Origin of the sequence: Flavonifractor sp. AGMB03687 (genome assembly GCF_017811815.1) — a bacterium.
Lineage (GTDB): Bacteria > Bacillota > Clostridia > Oscillospirales > Oscillospiraceae > Flavonifractor.
Genome location: NZ_JADKZI010000003.1, coordinates 207,905 through 225,685, shown reverse-complemented (window position 1 = coordinate 225,685; position 17,781 = coordinate 207,905). Strand labels below are relative to the sequence as shown.

General features: G+C 61.9%; 15 protein-coding genes. 10 read left to right on the top strand and 5 right to left on the bottom strand.

From position 1 onward, the window contains the following. Window positions 1-133 precede the first annotated feature (133 nt). The 3 genes from J9789_RS07505 to J9789_RS07495 all read left to right on the top strand — a co-directional run bounded on the left by J9789_RS07505 (window position 134) and on the right by J9789_RS07495 (window position 5,183). Window positions 134-1,354, top strand: a complete 1,221-nt coding sequence (locus J9789_RS07505; RefSeq protein ID WP_209344146.1) for a homocysteine S-methyltransferase family protein — start codon at window positions 134-136, stop codon at window positions 1,352-1,354. A gap of 223 nt (window positions 1,355-1,577) precedes the next feature. Beyond that, the gene (locus J9789_RS07500; protein ID WP_209344145.1) at window positions 1,578-3,899 is read left to right on the top strand and encodes an anaerobic ribonucleoside triphosphate reductase; all 2,322 of its coding nucleotides are present in this window, start codon (window positions 1,578-1,580) and stop codon (window positions 3,897-3,899) included. A 78-nt stretch (window positions 3,900-3,977) separates the two neighbouring features. Next, window positions 3,978-5,183 (top strand): class I SAM-dependent rRNA methyltransferase, encoded by a 1,206-nt coding sequence (locus J9789_RS07495; protein WP_209344142.1) that lies wholly within the window; start codon window positions 3,978-3,980, stop codon window positions 5,181-5,183. A 44-nt stretch (window positions 5,184-5,227) separates the two neighbouring features. Here the strand turns inward: J9789_RS07495 and J9789_RS07490 are convergent, their stop codons facing one another. From J9789_RS07490 to proB, 3 genes are all read right to left on the bottom strand, one after another. Beyond that, complete coding sequence (locus J9789_RS07490; protein WP_209344140.1) at window positions 5,228-5,554, bottom strand: hypothetical protein; 327 nt, start codon at window positions 5,552-5,554, stop codon at window positions 5,228-5,230. Window positions 5,555-5,641: 87 nt separating this feature from the next. After that, window positions 5,642-6,889 carry a glutamate-5-semialdehyde dehydrogenase gene (locus tag J9789_RS07485; protein ID WP_209344138.1) on the bottom strand — a complete coding sequence of 416 codons (1,248 nt, stop codon included), beginning with the start codon at window positions 6,887-6,889 and terminating at the stop codon, window positions 5,642-5,644. Window positions 6,890-6,928: 39 nt separating this feature from the next. Continuing rightward, window positions 6,929-7,732, bottom strand: a complete 804-nt coding sequence (gene proB, locus J9789_RS07480; protein WP_348633654.1) for a glutamate 5-kinase — start codon at window positions 7,730-7,732, stop codon at window positions 6,929-6,931. Between the two features lie 200 nt (window positions 7,733-7,932). On the opposite strand from proB, the gene J9789_RS07475 reads away from it, so the two are divergent. The 5 genes from J9789_RS07475 to eno all read left to right on the top strand — a co-directional run bounded on the left by J9789_RS07475 (window position 7,933) and on the right by eno (window position 13,669). Continuing rightward, entirely contained in the window at window positions 7,933-8,427 is a 495-nt protein-coding gene (locus J9789_RS07475; RefSeq protein ID WP_209344135.1) for a tRNA (cytidine(34)-2'-O)-methyltransferase, read from the top strand. Further along, the gene (locus J9789_RS07470; RefSeq protein ID WP_209344132.1) at window positions 8,424-9,692 is read left to right on the top strand and encodes a phosphoglycerate kinase; all 1,269 of its coding nucleotides are present in this window, start codon (window positions 8,424-8,426) and stop codon (window positions 9,690-9,692) included. The genes J9789_RS07475 and J9789_RS07470 overlap by 4 nt, the downstream gene beginning before the upstream one ends. A 108-nt stretch (window positions 9,693-9,800) precedes the next feature. After that, the gene (tpiA, locus tag J9789_RS07465; protein ID WP_087334406.1) at window positions 9,801-10,574 is read left to right on the top strand and encodes a triose-phosphate isomerase; all 774 of its coding nucleotides are present in this window, start codon (window positions 9,801-9,803) and stop codon (window positions 10,572-10,574) included. 144 nt (window positions 10,575-10,718) lie between these two features. Further along, on the top strand, window positions 10,719-12,239 hold the full coding sequence (gene gpmI / locus J9789_RS07460; protein WP_209344131.1) for a 2,3-bisphosphoglycerate-independent phosphoglycerate mutase: 1,521 nt from the start codon (window positions 10,719-10,721) through the stop codon (window positions 12,237-12,239). A gap of 128 nt (window positions 12,240-12,367) precedes the next feature. Beyond that, the gene (gene eno, locus J9789_RS07455) at window positions 12,368-13,669 is read left to right on the top strand and encodes a phosphopyruvate hydratase (protein WP_209344129.1); all 1,302 of its coding nucleotides are present in this window, start codon (window positions 12,368-12,370) and stop codon (window positions 13,667-13,669) included. Between the two features lie 291 nt (window positions 13,670-13,960). On the opposite strand, the gene J9789_RS07450 is transcribed toward eno, so the two are convergent. After that, window positions 13,961-15,619, bottom strand: coding sequence for a ribonuclease J (locus tag J9789_RS07450; protein ID WP_209344127.1), 1,659 nt, complete (start codon window positions 15,617-15,619; stop codon window positions 13,961-13,963). A 514-nt stretch (window positions 15,620-16,133) separates the two neighbouring features. On the opposite strand from J9789_RS07450, the gene J9789_RS07445 reads away from it, so the two are divergent. Both J9789_RS07445 and J9789_RS07440 read left to right on the top strand, forming a co-directional pair. After that, on the top strand, window positions 16,134-16,346 hold the full coding sequence (locus J9789_RS07445; RefSeq protein ID WP_209344637.1) for a DUF1653 domain-containing protein: 213 nt from the start codon (window positions 16,134-16,136) through the stop codon (window positions 16,344-16,346). Window positions 16,347-16,349: 3 nt separating this feature from the next. Then, on the top strand, window positions 16,350-16,682 hold the full coding sequence (locus tag J9789_RS07440) for an arsenate reductase family protein (protein WP_209344124.1): 333 nt from the start codon (window positions 16,350-16,352) through the stop codon (window positions 16,680-16,682). Window positions 16,683-16,685: 3 nt separating this feature from the next. On the opposite strand, the gene J9789_RS07435 is transcribed toward J9789_RS07440, so the two are convergent. Beyond that, window positions 16,686-17,672: a WYL domain-containing protein gene (locus J9789_RS07435; RefSeq protein ID WP_209344122.1), complete on the bottom strand. Its 987-nt coding sequence runs from the start codon at window positions 17,670-17,672 to the stop codon at window positions 16,686-16,688. Window positions 17,673-17,781 lie beyond the last annotated feature (109 nt).

The following is a 17,781-nucleotide window of genomic DNA, read 5'->3' as shown; positions in this document are numbered from 1 at the left end:
GCATATGGTACCTAAAAAGACCTGCCGCGGAAGCGGCAGGCCTTTTTTTGCCGGGGCCGGCGGGGTTGCAATCGGCCGGGCCACTGTGATATAATACCATCCAAATGTGCAATGCAGGAGGAACAAAGCAATCATGGATACCATTCCCTTGTCCGCGCCCATTCTGATGGACGGCGCCACCGGTACCGAGCTGCTCAAGCGGGGGATGCCCGCCGGAGTGTGCACCGAGCAGTGGGTGCTGGAGCACCCCCAGGTTCTGCTGGAGGTGCAGCAGAGCTATGTGGCGGCAGGAAGCCGGATTCTGCTGGCCCCCACCTTTGGGGCCAATCGGGTCGGCCTGGAGGGTCGGGGCATTACCGGCCAGGTGGGCGAGTACAACCGCCGGCTGGTGGAGCTCACCCGGCAGGCGGCGGGAGAGGGCGTGCTGGTGGCGGGCGATCTGGCCCCCGCCGGACTGGCTTTGGTCCCCTTTGGAGAGAGTAATTTTGAGGAAATGGTGGCGGTATACACCGAGCAGGCCGCGGCTTTGGAGGCCGCCGGTGTGGATCTGTTCGTGCTGGAGACCATGACCGGCATGGCGGAGGCCCGGGCGGCGGTGCTGGCCTGCAAGAGCGTATCGGACAAGCCGGTGTGGGTCACCTTCACCTGCGACGACGAGGGTCGTACCCCCGGCGGCACCGACGTGCTGGCCGGTCTCATCGTCATGCAGGGCATGGGTGTGGCCGCCTTCGGCTTCAACTGCACCAACCCCGAGGACACGGCGGAGCAGCTGGAGCGGCTGGCCCCCTATGCCTCGGTACCGCTGATCGCCAAACCCTCCGCCGGTCTGCCCGGGGCCTGCTGTACCCCCGAGGAGTTGGCGGGCTTTGTGTCCCGCTATGCCGCCGCCGGCGCCCGTATCTTTGGCGGCTGCTGCGGTACCACGCAGACCCATATTGCGGCTGTGGGGCAGGCGATGTCTCAGGTAGATTTTAGTGCCTTCCAGCCGGTGGAGCGGGACCCCGACGTGATCCCCTGTGCCAGCGAGAAGGAGGCTCGGTTCATCACTCCCGACGTGGATGTGGGTGAGACCATTGAGTGCACCCCCGACCTGATGGAGGATATTCTGGAGGCGGAGGAGGAGTCCCCCCAGGGCGCGCTGAAGATTGCCATCCTGGAGGAGGATGACCTGGACATCTTTGCCGAGAACCAGTATGTGGTGAAGGACGCCCTCTGCCTGTGGTCCGACGTGCCTGAGCTGCTGGAAAAGGCCCTGCGGCTCTACCAAGGCCGGGCCTTCTGGGACGGCACCGGCGACCTGGAGGAGGACTTCCTCCAGCGCATGGCGGAGCGGTACGGTCTGGTCCTGCTGTAAGGAGCCTCTGTCAAGAACCCTTCGGAACGGAAAACAAAATCAGCGAAACAGACAAAAAGCACGTCCCCTTTTTGGGACGGGCTTTTTGTTTTGCGCCTTGACGGCGGATATCAAGATACTGTATCATGGATGTTGCGCAAGGAACCAAAACACAAGATATTGTGTCGGAATATAACGGGCGGTAATCGCCTGCAACAGTGGAGCGGGAAAGGAACGGATCGCAATGACACTCACCAAAATCAGAAAGCGGGACGGCCGGCTGGCGGATTTCAACGAGGGAAAGATCGCCGGCGCCATCGACAAGGCCTTCCGGGCCACCTACAAGCCGGGCAAGGAGGCGGAGGCCAAGCGGCTGGCCGACGAGGTGCTCTCCATCCTGGAGGTAGAGGGGGAGAAGCAGCCTGACGTGGAGCACATCCAAGACCTGGTGGAACGGGTACTGATGGACAACGGCTACATTCAGACCGCCCGGGCCTACATCCTGTACCGGGAGGAGCGCAGCCGGGCCCGGGAGATGAATACCCGGCTGATGAAGACCTATGAGGACATCACCTTCTCTGCCGCCAAGGACTCCGATATCAAGCGGGAGAACGCCAACATCGACGGTGACACCGCCATGGGCTCCATGCTCAAGTTTGGCTCTGAGGGCGCCAAGCAGTTTTACGATATGTTCGTCCTCAATCCTGACCACGCCCGAGCCCACCGGGAGGGTGATATCCACATCCACGACCTGGACTTCCTGACCCTGACCACCACCTGCTGTCAGATTGACATCAAGAAGCTGTTTGAAGGCGGGTTCTCCACCGGTCACGGCACCCTGCGGGAGCCCAACGACATCGCCTCCTACGCCGCCCTGTGCTGCATCGCCATCCAGTCCAACCAGAACGACCAGCACGGCGGCCAGAGCGTGGTGAACTTCGACTACGGTATGGCCGACGGCGTGCGCAAGACTTTCAAGCGGCTGTACCGGCAGAACCTGGCCCGGGCCCTCATGCTGCTGGAAGATGAGAGCGACCCCGAGCAGGAGCTGAAGGTTATCATGGCCGACCTGGAGAAGGAGACCGGTCTGTGCCCCATCCTGGCGGGGAGCGAGGAATACTTTGCCGCCGAGCGGGCCGCCCTGGTGCCTAAGTTCGGGGATGAGGCCACCGTGGAGAAGGCCCAGAAGTTTGCCCAGCAGCGGGCGGTGAAGGAGACCGACCGGGCCACCTATCAGGCCATGGAGGCTCTGATCCACAACCTGAACACCATGCACTCCCGGGCGGGGGCTCAGACCCCCTTCTCCTCCATCAACTATGGCATGGACACCACCCCCGAGGGCCGCATGGTGATGAAGAACGTGATGCTGGCCACCGAGGCCGGCCTGGGCGGCGGAGAGACCCCCATTTTCCCCATCCAGATCTTCCGGGTGAAGGAAGGGGTCAACTACAACCCCGGCGAGCCCAACTATGACCTGTTCCAGCTGGCCATGCGGTGCTCCGCCAAGCGGCTGTTCCCCAACTTCTCCTTCATCGATGCCCCCTTCAACCTGCAGTACTACAAGCCCGGCCATCCCGAGACCGAGATCGCCTACATGGGCTGCCGCACCCGGGTCATCGGCAACGTGTACGACCCGGAGCGGGAGATCTGCAACGGCCGGGGCAACCTGTCCTTTACCACCATCAACCTGCCCCGGCTGGCCATCAAGGCCCGGGGGGACCTGAACACCTTCTTTGAGTCCCTGGACCGGATGATGGATCTGTGCGTGGACCAGTTGCTGGAGCGGTTTGAGATCCAGTGCCGCAAGCACGTGTACAACTTCCCCTTCCTCATGGGACAGGGGGTGTGGCTGGACAGCGAGAAGCTGGACTGGAACGACGAGGTGCGGGAGGTGCTCAAGCACGGCACCCTGTCCGTGGGCTTCATCGGTCTGGCCGAGACCCTGAAGGCCCTCATCGGTGTCCACCACGGCGAGAGCGAGAAGGCCCGGGTACTGGGCCAGGAGATCATCTCCCACATGCGGGCCCGGATGGATGCTGAGAGCGAGAAGCGGGGCCTCAACTTCTCCCTGCTGGCCACCCCCGCCGAGGGATTGTCCGGCCGCTTTGTCCGGATGGACAAGGCCCGCTTCGGCGTCATGGAGGGCATCACCGACCGGGATTACTACACCAACTCCTTCCATGTGCCGGTGTACTACCCCATCTCCGCCTACGACAAGATCAAGATCGAGGCGCCCTACCACGCCCTCACCAACGCCGGACACATCAGCTACATTGAGATGGACGGCGATCCCACCGATAACCTGGAGGCCTTTGAGAAGGTCATCCGCTGCATGAAGGAGAGCGGCATCGGCTACGGCTCCGTTAACCACCCGGTGGACCGGGACCCGGTATGCGGCTTCTCCGGCATCATCGGGGACCGCTGCCCCGGCTGCGGCCGAACCGAGGCCGATGGCGTGCCCTTTGAGCGCATCCGCCGGATCACCGGCTACCTGGTGGGCACCCTGGACCGCTTCAACAACGCCAAACGGGCCGAGGAGCACGACCGGGTGAAGCACGGCGTGTAACCTGACCACAGCTGAGAAGGAAAACCCATAGGGGCGGGGCAGAGCCCCGCCCCATTTTGAATGGAGAGGATTTTGTATATGGCTGATATGCCTGCTATCCGCCTGAAGCGGGGAGAGGGCCGCTCATTCAAGGCCGGCGGCCCCTGGATCTATGACAATGAGATCGGTGAGATCGTGGGTCAGCCCGCCGACGGCGACGTGATCCGCATCGAGGACTACAACGGCTACCCGCTGGGGGTGGGCTTCCTCAACCGGGCCTCCACCATTACGGTGCGGGTGCTGTCCCGGAAAGCGGACACTATCATCGACGAGGCGTTTTTGGAGATGCGGGTGCGGGCCGCATGGCAGTACCGCAAGGACACGGTGGACACCTCCTCCTGCCGCATCATCTTCGGCGAGGCCGACTTCCTGCCCGGCCTGGTGGTGGATAAGTTCTCCGATGTGCTGGTGGTGGAGTCCCTGGCGCTGGGTATTGACCGGATGAAATCCACCATTTTGAAGCTGCTTGTGGATATTCTGGCCGAGGACGGCATTGCCATCCGGGGCATCTATGAGCGCAGCGACGCCAAGGTGCGCCTGAAGGAGGGCATGGAGCGGGTGAAGGGTTTCCTGTCTGAGCCCTTCGATCCGGTGGTGGAAATTGTGGAAAACGGGGTCCGCTACCAGGTGGACGTGGCCGAGGGCCAGAAGACCGGCTTCTTCCTGGACCAGAAGTACAACCGGTTGGCCATCCAGCCTCTGGCCAAGGGCGGTCGGGTGCTGGACTGCTTCACCCACACCGGCGCCTTTGCCCTCAACGCCGCCAAGGGCGGCGCCCAGGAGGTGCTGGGCGTGGACGCCTCACAGCTTGGCGTGGATCAGGCCACCCGCAACGCGGAGCTCAACGGCATGAGCGACCGGGTGCGCTTTGAGTGCCACGACGTCTTTGAGCTGCTGCCCGCCCTGGAGAAGCAGGGGGAGAAGTTTGGCCTGGTGATCCTGGACCCGCCGGCCTTTACCAAGTCCCGGGCTTCCGTCAAAAAGGCGGTGACCGGCTACCGGGAGATCAACCTGCGGGGCATCAAGCTGGTGAAAAACGGCGGATATCTGGCCACCTGCTCCTGCTCCCACTTCATGACCCCCGAGCTGCTGGCCAAGACCATTGGGGAGGCCGCCCGGGATGCCCACCGCCGCCTGCGGCAGGTGGAGTACCGCACCCAGGCCGCCGATCATCCGGTGCTGTGGGGGGCGGACCAGTCCCTCTATCTGAAGTTCTATATCTTCCAGGTCATGGACGAACAATAAAAAACACAGGGGCCGCTGCCATAGGCAGCAGCCCCTGTATGTTTTTAAAGGAGACAGCGCTCGTTGCGGTCCACATAGTGGGCGTCGGCCCGCAGGGTGAGGGGATGCTGGGTCCCCTCAGGCAGGTAGAAGCGCAGGCCGGTGAGCCGCAGGTCAGCAGCGGCCGGCTCATGGTGGGGCGGGATGGTGAACAGCCGGGCCCCCAGACAGGCATCCCCGTCCATCAGCTCGGCCGCCAGGGCCACCCGCCGCTCCGGCAGCACCCCGGCCAGCGTCACGGAGCAGTCGATGATCTGCCCAGTCTCCAGGCACAGCCTGCCCAGGTCGCAGTACACCACGCCGCCCTCCGGCTTGATCTGGCGTTCCAGCATGGAAGCACCCCCTACAAAATTCATACGGCGGGCATGCTGCCCGCCGTATGTAGTGAGAATCTTGTATGGGGCCGCTCCATTCTATGTTCAGCGGATCTGGCCGGTGCCGTAGATGACGAATTTGCTGGAGGTCAGCTCCTCCAGGCCCATGGGACCCCGGGCGTGCATCTTCTGGGTGGAGATGCCGATCTCGGCGCCCAGGCCGAACTCGTTGCCGTCGGTGAAGCGGGTGGAGGCGTTAACATACACCGCCGCCGCGTCCACCTGGTCCAGGAACTGCTGGGCGGCGAAGTAGTTGTTGGTGACGATGGCCTCGGAGTGGCCGGTGCCGTGGGCGTGGATGAACTCCACCGCCTCGTCGAAGCCGCCCACCACCTTGACGGCCAGGATATAGTCGCCGAACTCGGTGTCCCAGTCCTCTTCGGTGGCGGGGACCACGAAGTCGCCCAGGATAGCCCGGGTTTCGGGGCAGCCTCGCAGCTCCACGTTCTTGGTCTGGAGCAGCTGCCAGGCCATGGGCAGAAAATCCCGGGCCACCGCCCGGTCCACCAGCAGGCACTCGGCGGCGTTGCACACCGACGGGCGGGAGGTCTTGGCGTTGTGGATGATGCGGGCGGCCATGTCCAGGTCGGCCTCCCCGTGAACGTACACGTGGCACACGCCCACGCCGGTCTGGATCACCGGCACCTTGGCATTCTCCACCACATTTTTGATGAGACCGGCGCCGCCCCGGGGGATGAGCACATCCAGGTAGGCGGTCAGGTTCATCAGCTCCGTGGCGCTCTGGCGGGTGGTATCGGTGACCAGGGCCACGCAGTCCCGGGGCAGTCCGGCGGACTCCAGAGCGTCCCGCATGATGGAGACGAAAGCCTGGTTGGAGTGGAAGGCCTCCTTGCCGCCCCGGAGAATGACGGTGTTGCCCGACTTCAGACAGAGGGCGGCGGCGTCCACGGTGACATTGGGCCGGGCCTCATAGATGATGCCGATGACACCCAGGGGTACCCGGCGCTTGCCGATGACCAGGCCGTTGGGCCGGGTGGACATCTTGGTGATCTCACCGATGGGATCGGGGAGAGCGGCCACCTGCCGCACGCCGTCCACGATGCCGGCGATGCGGCCGGCGTCCAGGGCCAGCCGGTCCTGAAGGGAGGGGCGCATGCCGGCGGCTTTGGCGGCGGTCATATCCTCCTGGTTGGCGGCCAGAATTTCACTTTGGCGGGCTTCCAGGGCGGAGGCGATGGCCTCCAGGGCGGCGTTCTTCTTGGCGGTGCCTGCAATGGAGAGCACCCGACTGGCATTCTTGGCGGCCAGACCCTGCATTTCCAGCTGTGTCATACGATGTCACTCCTTTTATGTATAAGGTTGAGGGGCAATTCAGGGGGCGGTAAAGCGGGTGCCGATGTCGGCACCGTTCACGATGTCATAGAGGGCCTCGATGTTGCTGCCGTTGGCAATGACCATTTCAACACCGGCGTCCAGAGCGATCTGGGCGGCGTTGAGCTTGGTGGCCATGCCGCCGGTGCCGCGCCAGGTGCCGGCGCCGCCTGCCATGGCCCGCAGCTCCGGGGTGATGGCGGTTACCCGGTGGATCAGCTTGGCGTCCGGATGAGTACGGGGATCGGCGTCGTACAGTCCGTCAATATCGCTGAGCAGCACCAGTAGGTCGGCGCCGCATAGCCGGGCTACGATGGCGGACAGGGTATCGTTGTCGCCCAGGACCTTGCACTTGCCGGTTTCGATCTCCGCCGAGGACACCGAGTCATTTTCGTTGACGACCGGGATGACCCCCAGCTCCAGCAGGGCCTCAAAGGTGTTGTGCAGGTGCTCCGAGCGGATGGGGGCGTCCACGTCCTCGCCGGTGAGCAGGATCTGGGCCACGGTGCGGTTGTACTCGGCAAAGAGCTTGTCGTAGATGTGCATCATCATGCACTGGCCCACGGCGGCGGTGGCCTGCTTCATCCGCAGCTCGGTGGGGCGGGCGTCCAGCCGCAGTTTCTTGGTGCCGATGCCGATGGCGCCCGAGGAAACCAGCACCACCTGATAGCCCATGCCCTCCAGGTCGGAGAGCACCCGGGCCAGGCGCTCCATATTCTGAAGATTGAGACTGCCCGTCTCACGGGTCAGGGTGGAAGTACCCACCTTGACTACCAGTCTGCGTACATTATGTTCGCGCTGCAAAGCGTTCATCCTCCTAATCATTCACGCGTATGTGAGCATCATACCACAGTTTTCTAGTACAGTAAAGGAAGGATGGGTTGTTTGTGCAAAGAAAACTGTACGTTTTACCGCTTTTTCACGCTTTTACGGTTGAAATCCACGGGATTTTGGAGTACAATAGCCTGCGCTGAACAGTGATAGAGGTGTAAAGAGGAATTAAAATGCTGAATATCGTGCTTTACGAACCGGAAATCCCACAAAACACCGGCAACATTGCCCGTACCTGCGCGGTTACCGGTATACGACTCCACCTGATCAAGCCTTTAGGCTTCGATATCAGTGACAAAGCGGTCAAAAGGGCCGGCTTAGACTACTGGCACCTGGTGGATCTGCGGGTCTATGAGAATCTGGAGGACTTCTTCCGGAAGACGGGCGCCCAGGATATCTGGCTGGCCACCTCCAAGGCCCCCAGGCCGTATACCGAGGCTCAGTTCCGGGATGAGTGCTACCTCATCTTTGGAAAGGAGACCGCCGGACTGCCAGAGGAGTTCCGGCAGAAATTCAGCGACCGGTGCATCCGTATCCCCATCCGGGCGGAGGCCCGGTGCCTCAATCTTTCCAACTCAGCGGCGATCCTAGCGTACGAAGCCCTGCGACAACTGGATTTTCCCGGATTGACCGGGGAAGGCGAGATGAAAGGAGCTAGTATAGTATGAACTACAATAAGAAAACCGTAAAAGACATCGACGTGGCCGGCAAGAAGGTGCTGCTGCGCTGCGACTTTAACGTGCCTCAGGACAAGGCTACCGGCGCCATCACCGACGATAAGCGCATCCGTGCCGCCCTGCCCACCATCCAGTACCTGCTGGATCAGAATGCCGCCGTGATCGCTTGCTCTCACCTGGGCAAGCCCGTGGCTACCTTTGACTCCTACGTGAAGAAGCAGGCCGAGAAGGGTAAGGACCCCGCCTCCATCACCGAGGAGGAGTGGAAGAAGTCCCTGGCCAAGCTGTCTCTGGCCCCTGTTGCCAAGCGCCTGAGCGAGCTGCTGGGCCGCGAGGTCATCATGGCCGCCGATGTGGTTGGCCCCGACGCCCAGGCCAAGGCCGCCGCCCTCAAGCCCGGCCAGGTTCTGCTGCTGGAGAACACCCGCTTTGAGAAGGGTGAGACCAAGAACGATCCCGCTCTGGCCAAGGCCATGGCTGACATGGCTGAGGTGTATGTGTCCGACGCCTTCGGCGCCGTTCACCGTGCCCACGCCTCCACCGCCGGTGTGGCTGCCTACCTGCCCGCCGTGTCCGGCTTCCTGATCCAGAAGGAGCTGGAGATCATCGGCGGCGCTCTGGCTAATCCCAAGCGTCCCCTGGTGGCCATCCTGGGCGGCTCCAAGGTGTCCTCCAAGATCGGCGTCATCAACAACCTGCTGGAGATCGCCGACACCATCATCATCGGCGGCGGCATGACCTACACCTTCCTCAAGGCTCAGGGCGGCTCCGTGGGCAAGTCCCTGCTGGAGGCCGACTGGCTGGACTACTGCAACGACATGATGAAGAAGGCCAAGGAGAAGGGCGTGAAGCTGCTCCTGCCCGAGGATACCATCTGCGCCAAGGAGTTCTCTGCCGACGCCGAGCCCATCCTGGTGGACAGCATGAACATCCCCGACGACTGCATGGGCATGGACATCGGCCCCAAGGCCATTGCCGCTTATGCTGACGCTGTGAAGGATGCCGGTACTGTGATCTGGAACGGCCCCATGGGCGTGTTTGAGTTCCCCGCCTTTGCCAAGGGCACCCAGGCTGTGGCCGAGGCTCTGAGCAACAGCAACGCCATCACCATCATCGGCGGCGGCGACTCCGCTGCCGCTGTGCAGCAGCTGGGCTATGCCGACAAGATGACCCACATCTCCACCGGCGGCGGCGCTTCCCTCGAGTTCATGGAGGGCAAGGAGCTGCCCGGCGTGGCCTGCCTGCTGGACGCTTAATAGACAGACACCGCCTCAGCGTCACAACTGAGTCTGCGAAAGATCTGCCGCAGATCCAACCGGATCAAAACCCAAGAGAGAAAATGGAAGAAAGGGGCCCCTTTACCCATGAACAGAAGATACCGCAAGACCATCATCGCCGGCAACTGGAAGATGAACAAGACCCTGTCCGAGACCCGCGCCTTTGCTGAGGAGCTCAAGCCCCTCATCGGCAAGCCCAAGTGGTGCGAGGTGGTGCTGTGCGTGCCCTCCGTGAACATCCAGGCCGCTGTGCGCCTGTTCAAGGAGAGCCGCGTGGCCATCGGCGCTGAGACCTGCCACTATGAGTCTCACGGCGCCTTCACCGGCGAGGTTTCTCCCGAGATGCTCAAGGAGCTGGGCGTGAAGTACGTCATCATCGGCCACTCCGAGCGCCGTCAGTACTACAATGAGACCGACTTCACCGTCAACAAGAAGGTCCACGCCGCCCTGGAGGCCGGCCTGTACCCCATCGTGTGTGTGGGCGAGAGCCTGGAGCAGCGTGAGCTGGGCGTCACCATGGACCTGATCTCCTATCAGGTGAAGGCCGCCCTGTCCGGCGTGCCCGCCGACAAGATGCGTCACGTGGTTATTGCCTACGAGCCCATCTGGGCCATCGGCACCGGAAAGACTGCCACCGCCGAGCAGGCCAACGAGGTGTGCGAGGCCATCCGTGCCGTCATCCGCAAGCTGTACGGCGCCCGCGTGGCCCGCTCCGTCACCATCCAGTACGGCGGCTCCATGAACGCCAAGAACGCCCACGAGCTGCTGGCTCAGCCCGACGTGGACGGCGGCCTGATCGGCGGCGCCTCCCTGAAGGCTCCCGACTTTGTGGAGATTATCAACGCTGCCAACCAGGAGTAATTGCTTCTTGCGGAGTGCCACCCTGCCGGCATAGCCGGCAGGGCCTGCGCTAAAAATTTGCCACCGGCAAATTTTCTTGACGCTGCGGTCAACGCCGCCAACCAGGAATAAGATCGCGTTTTTGACAGAGAACAGAGGTAAACTATGAGTAAAACACCGACTACCCTCATTATTATGGATGGTTTTGGCCTGCGGGACGACAAGACCGGCAACGCCATCGCCGCCGCCCACACCCCCAATCTGGACAAGATCTTTGCTGAGAACCCCGGCTGCAAGCTGGCGGCCTCCGGCATGGACGTGGGCCTGCCTGAGGGCCAGATGGGCAACTCCGAGGTGGGTCACACCAACATCGGCGCCGGCCGGGTGGTGTTCCAGGACCTGCCCCGGATCACCAAGGCCATTCAGGACGGCACCTTCTTTGAGAATGAGGCCTATATCGAGGCCATGGACGACTGCAAGGAGCGGGACGGCGCGCTGCACGTGTTCGGCCTGCTGTCCGACGGCGGCGTCCACAGCCACATCACCCACATCTTCGCCCTGCTGGAGATGGCAAAGAAGCGCGGCCTGCACAAGGTGTTCGTCCACTGCTTCCTGGACGGCCGTGACGTGCCCCCCGCCTCCGGCAAGGATTACGTGGAGCAGCTGGTGAACAAGTGCAAGGAGCTGGGCGTGGGCCAGGTGGCCACCGTTATGGGCCGCTTCTACGCCATGGACCGCGACAAGCGCTGGGACCGCCTGCAGCGTGCCTATGACGCCATCGTGCTGGGCGTGGGCACTGAGAACGCCGATCCGGTGGACGCCGTGCAGAAGTCCTACGACGCCGGCGTCACCGACGAGTTCGTGGAGCCCGTGGTGTGCACCAAGGAGGGCAAGGTGAAGGAGGGCGACTCCATCATCTTTATGAACTTCCGCCCCGACCGGGCCCGGGAAATTACCCGCTGCTTTGTGGACCCCGCCTTCACCGACGTGGAGCGCAAGAAGGGCTACTTCCCCGTGACCTACGTGTGCACCACTGAGTACGACGCTACCATGCCCAACGTGCTCATTGCCTTCCCCCACCGGGAGCTGGAGAACATCTTTGGCGAGTACATTGCCCGCCAGGGCTACACCCAGTTGCGCATCGCCGAGACCGAGAAGTACGCCCATGTGACCTTCTTCTTCAACGGCGGTGCCGAGCAGGTCTTCCCCGGTGAGGACCGGTGCCTGATCCCCTCCCCCAAGGTGGCTACCTACGACCTGCAGCCCGAGATGAGCGCCCCCGAGGTGACCGAGGAGGCCGTCAAGCGCATCGAGAGCGGCAAGTACGATGTCATCATCCTCAACTTCGCCAACTGCGACATGGTGGGTCACACCGGCGTGTTTGACGCCGCTGTGAAGGCCGTGGAGGCTGTGGACACCGGCGTGGGCAAGGTGGTGGAGGCCACCACCAAGATGGGCGGCGTGACCCTCATCACCGCCGACCACGGCAACGCCGACCGGATGCTGGACGATGACGGCACTACGCCCTACACCGCTCACACCACCAATCTGGTGCCCTTCTACATCGTGGGCGCCGATGTGAAGCTGCGGGACGGCCGTCTGGCCGATATCGCCCCCACCATGCTGGACCTGATGGGCCTGGAAAAGCCCGCAGAGATGGACGGGGAGACCCTGATCCTCAACTAAGCGGTATCCGGCGGGATTCCCCGCCGTACCAAATATTGTTCCGGCGGGCCGGATGCCCGCCCCCCACAATCTGATACCCCTGTATGGCGGGGAAGTCCCCGCCGCCAATACGAAAGGAGTTTTTTACCATGAAGCAGATCATCGAGATCGTTGACGTTCTGGGCCGTGAGATCCTGGACAGCCGCGGCAACCCCACTGTTGAGGTCGAGGTCTATCTGGAAGACGGCACCATGGGCCGCGCTGCTGTGCCCTCCGGCGCTTCCACCGGCGTGCACGAGGCCTGCGAGCTGCGTGACGGCGACAAGAGCCGTTACCTGGGCAAGGGCGTTCTGACCGCTGTGAAGAACGTCAACACCGAGATCGCCGAGTGCCTGGTGGGCATGAACGTTCTGGATCAGACCGCCATCGACAAGGCCCTGATCGCTCTGGACGGCACCCCCAACAAGAGCCGCCTGGGCGCCAACGCCATCCTGGGCGCCTCCCTGGCCTGCGCTAAGGCTGCCGCTGAGAGCCTGGGCACCAGCCTGTACAACTACATTGGCGGCGTCAACGCCAAGGTTCTGCCCGTGCCCATGATGAACATCCTGAACGGCGGCGCTCACGCCACCAACAACGTGGACATCCAGGAGTTCATGATCATGCCTGTGGGCGCCTGCTGCTGGCGTGAGGCCCTGCGTATGTGCGCCGAGGTGTTCCACACCCTGAAGAGCGTGCTGAAGGAGAACGGCACTCCCGCCGCCGGCGTGGGCGACGAGGGCGGCTACGCTCCCAACCTGAAGAAGGACGAGGACGCCTTCAAGTGCATCGTGGCTGCCATCGAGAAGGCCGGCTACAAGCCCGGCGAGGACTTCAAGATCGCCATCGACGCCGCTGTGTCCGACTGGTACAACGCTGAGACCGGCTGCTACGACCTGCCCAAGGCCAAGAAGTCCATGACCAAGCAGCAGATGGTCAACATGTGGAAGAAGTTCGCCGACAACTATCCCATCATCTCCATGGAGGACTGCATGGGCGAGGACGACATCGAGGGCTGGCAGATGCTGACCAAGGCTCTGGGCGACCGCGTCCAGCTGGTGGGCGACGACCTGTTCGTTACCAACACCGAGCGCCTGAAGATGGGCCTGGAGAACAAGATCGCCAACGCCATCCTGATCAAGGTCAACCAGATCGGCACCCTGACCGAGACCCTGGACGCCATCCAGATGGCCAACCGCGCCGGCTACACCGCCGTCGTGTCTCACCGCTCCGGCGAGACCGAGGATGCCACCATTGCCGACATCGTGGTGGCCACCAACGCCGGCCAGATCAAGACCGGCGCTCCCAGCCGTACCGACCGTGTGGCTAAGTACAACCAGCTGCTCCGCATCGAGGAGGAGCTGGGCGATGTGGCCGAGTACCTGGGCAACGACGCTTTCTTCAACCTGAAGTAATTCAGAAGCGCTGAGCCGTCGTGAGTAGAGCGGATGGACCGGAGCGAGGGCGAGAAACCGAAGGGCTGCGCAAGCAGACCTGTTTTGAGCCCGAGTCGGAGGGAAGCCGCTCGTCGCGAACAGGCGAAGCGTGACAACAGAAGAAACCTCAAGGGGCCGCTGCCAATGGCAGCGGCCCCTTTCTATTGTAACTGTTGCGACAAGAATAACGGGCCGATGAGGGCATCGGCCCCTACAGGAGGGCATATAAAAGCGGCTGCCGCAGATGCGGCAGCCGCTTTTGATTGAATATCAGACCTCCATGATGACCGGGAGGATCATGGGGTTGCGCTTGGTCTTCTTATACAGGAAGCTGGAGATGGCGTTTTTGATCTCCGACTTGATGGCGGCCCAGTCGGTGAGGCTGTCCCGCTGGCAGTTCTCCAGCGCGTTGACGGCCACCTTCCGCAGCTCCTCCATCAGGCCCTCGGACTCCTTCACGTAGACGAAGCCGCGGGTGATGATATCGGGGCCGGACACCACGGAACCGTCCTCCCCGGACATGGAGACCACCACCACGATCATGCCGTCCTCGGCCAGATGCTTGCGGTCCCGCAGCACCACGCTGCCCACGTCGCCCACGCCGTAGCCGTCCACGAACACCCGGCCGGCGGGCACGGTACCGTTGATCTTGGCGGAGTTGGGGGTCAGCTCGATGACCTTGCCGATGTCGCTGATGATGATGTTCTTGGGGGGCATGCCCATCTGCTGGGCCAGCTTGGCGTGGGTCTTGAGCATCCGCTGCTCGCCGTGGACGGGGATGAAGAACTTGGGCTTCACCAGAGCGTGGATGATCTTCAGCTCCTCCTGGCAGGCGTGGCCGGACACATGGAGGGCGCGGTCACGCTCATTGACCACCTCGGCGTCCTTGCGGTAGAGCTCGTTGATGACGCTTCCGATGGCGTTCTCATTGCCGGGAATGGCGGAGGCGGACAGGATCACCCGGTCGCCGGCCTGGATATCCACCTGGCGGTGGGTATTGAAGGCCATACGGGTGAGGGCGGACATGGTCTCGCCCTGGCTGCCGGTGGTGATGATGCAGATCTTGTTCTTGGGCAGGCTCTTGATATGAGCCAGATCCACCAGCACGCCATCGGGGATCTTCATATAGCCCAGCTCGGTGGACACCTTCATGGCGTTCTCCATAGAACGGCCGGTGACCGCCACCTTGCGGCCATAGCGGGCGGCTACGTCGATGATCTGCTGGATGCGGTCCACGTTGGAGGCGAAGGTGGTAATGATGATGCGCTGCTCACAGCCCCGGAACAGAGCATCGAAGGAGTCGCCTACGCTGCGCTCGCTCTTGGTAAAGCCGGGACGTTCCACATTGGTGGAGTCGGCCAGCAGCGCCAGCACACCCTCCTTGCCCAGCTGACCAAGACGGCCCAGGTCGATCATGCCGCCCTGGATGGGGGTGGGGTCGATCTTGAAGTCGCCGGTGTGGATGACGGTACCCACGGCGCACTTGATAGCAAAGCCGCAGGCGTCGGCGATGGAGTGGTTCACGTGGATGAACTCCACCGAGAACTTACCCGCCTTCACAGTCTCTCCGGCCTCACAGGTGATGAGCTTGGTCTTATTCACCAGACGGTGCTCCTCCAGCTTCAGCTTCACCAGGCCGGCGGTCATCCGGGTAGCGTAGATGGGCACATTCACATCCCGCAGAAGGTAGGGGATGGAGCCGATGTGATCCTCATGACCGTGGGTCAGGAAGATGCCCCGGATGCGGTCCTTGTTCTTGATGAGATAGGAGAAATCGGGGATGACCACGTCAATGCCGTACATATCGTCATCCGGGAAGCCCATACCGACGTCCACGATGATCATGTCCCCGCCGTACTCATAGACGGTCAGGTTTTTGCCGATCTCGTTCAGACCACCCAGAGAAATGATTTTCAGTTTTTCAGCCATAAAAGTCTTACTACACTCCTTTACAATCAATCCGTTTTCCGTATTTATCAGTGGGCACGGTCCGGATCTGAGCGCACAAAAGAAAAGCGGTGGACTCCCGCTCTTTCCGACCCTGCCTCGCCGGAAAAAGGGGACGGCCATGCACCGCCTGGCGCCTCTATCCATTCTATGTCCTTGCCTTATTCAAAGCGCGAAATCGCGCATAAAGCCATATTTAGCATTTATATTATACCACGCAGCTGGGGAAAAGTATACCATTATTTTGCGACAGGCTTCCCGCCGGTTGTTCCGCTGGGGCGGATATGGTACAATATCAGCAGTTGCCGCACATGTGCGGCAGGATACTGCGTATTCAGGCGTTTTGGGAACAAAACGCCTGCTGTTGATGTTGCACCATAGCCAAAATCGGCGAGGCCGATTTTACGCCGCCTCCGCGGCGCGCAAGTCCCCGCGGACTTGCGGCTATGGTACAATACCGGAAACGGATACGAAGGAGGATGCCGGGATGGACGATATGGAACTGCGCCCCGGGCGCTACCGCCACTTCAAGGGCAACGAGTATCGGCTGCTCTATGTAGCACGGCACTCAGAGACGCTGGAACCGATGGTGGTCTATCAGGCCCTGTACGGCGAGCAGGGGATCTGGGTGCGGCCGGCGGCCATGTGGAATGAATATGTGGAGCGGGATGGCTATCAGGGCCCCCGGTTTGCTTATATAGGAGAATAAAGAATGAATATTCAGATTTTTGGAAAGAGCAAATGTTTTGACACCAAGAAGGCGGAGCGCTGGTTCAAGGAGCGGCGCATCAAGTTCCAGGCGGTAGACCTGGGCAAGTACGGTATGAGCGCCGGAGAGCTGAAGAGCGTGGTCAATGCAGTGGGACTGGAAAACCTCATCGACCAGAAGCATCCCGATGCCGCCCTGCTCAACTACCTGGCCTACGATGCCGACAAGATGGAAAAGCTGCTGGACAACCCCAAGCTGCTCAAGACCCCCATCGTGCGCAACGGCAAGCAGGCCACCGTGGGCTACTGCCCTGAGGTGTGGGAGAGCTGGAGCTGAACCCTATCCCTCAGGATACAGCCCCGCCACGGCGGACAGCTGGCGGCGCAGCTCCTCCACCGCCCACTGGGGCCGGAGCAGCTGCACCCCGTCTCCCAGGCCGAAGAGCCAGCCCAGAAATTGAGGGCTTACCACGGCGGACACGGTGACGGTAAAATGACTTTCTCCGTCGGGGATCAGAATGGCGTCCAGGCCGAACCGGTCCAGCACCACACCCACCAGGCTGCTGCGGCAGCGGAGGGTGACCTGGCCCTCCCGGCCGGAGAACATACCGAAATGCTTTCCCGCATAGGCTGCCATGTCAAAGTGCTCGGGGACCCCGGTGAGGGGGAGGAAGGTGACGGCCAGATCGGCCATCTTGTCCACCCGGTAGTGGCGCATCTCCTTGGAGCGGTGGTCATAGCCGGCCAGATAGTAGTTCTCATTGTCCCAGATGAGGCCGGCGGGGGAGACGGTATAGCGGCGGCCGTCGTGGCGGTACACCTTTTCCTTGCGGACGTTATACTCAAAGTAGAGAAAGGTGACCGTTTTGCGGTTTGCAATGGCGGTGTGGAGCTTGTCGATGGTGTAATAGATGCTCTCATTCATGGTTTTGACCCGGCGGTCCACATACACCTGCCGCTGGAGCTGGCGGGCCTGATGAACGCTGGCCTGTGATTCCAGCTTGTGAATCAGCTCGCTGCTTTTCCGCTGGGTAATGAAGCGGGAGGACTGGACCGCGTCCACCAGCAGCTTAAGCTCGGGCAGCTGGAAGGGACGCTCCCCCAGAAACCAGCCGGGGGCCCGGCCCTTCCGGCACTGGACATCCAGACCGAACTGGCGCAGAGCCTCCATGTCGGTATAGATGCTTTTGCGCTCGGCCTTGATGTCCCAGGCCTCCAGGTGGGCGATGATCTGAGGAACGGTCAGCGTGTGCTCCTCGTCGGTTTGTTCCCAAAGGAGCTTGCACAGGCAAAGCAGCTTCAGTTTTTGGTTGGGGCTTCTGGGCATGGAAGCGACCTCCTTTTCCTGTGTTTCATGCAAGCGTATCATATTTGGTGTCCCATAAACTGTACTATCAGCATAGCACAAACGGGACAGAAATGCGAGGGCCTATGAT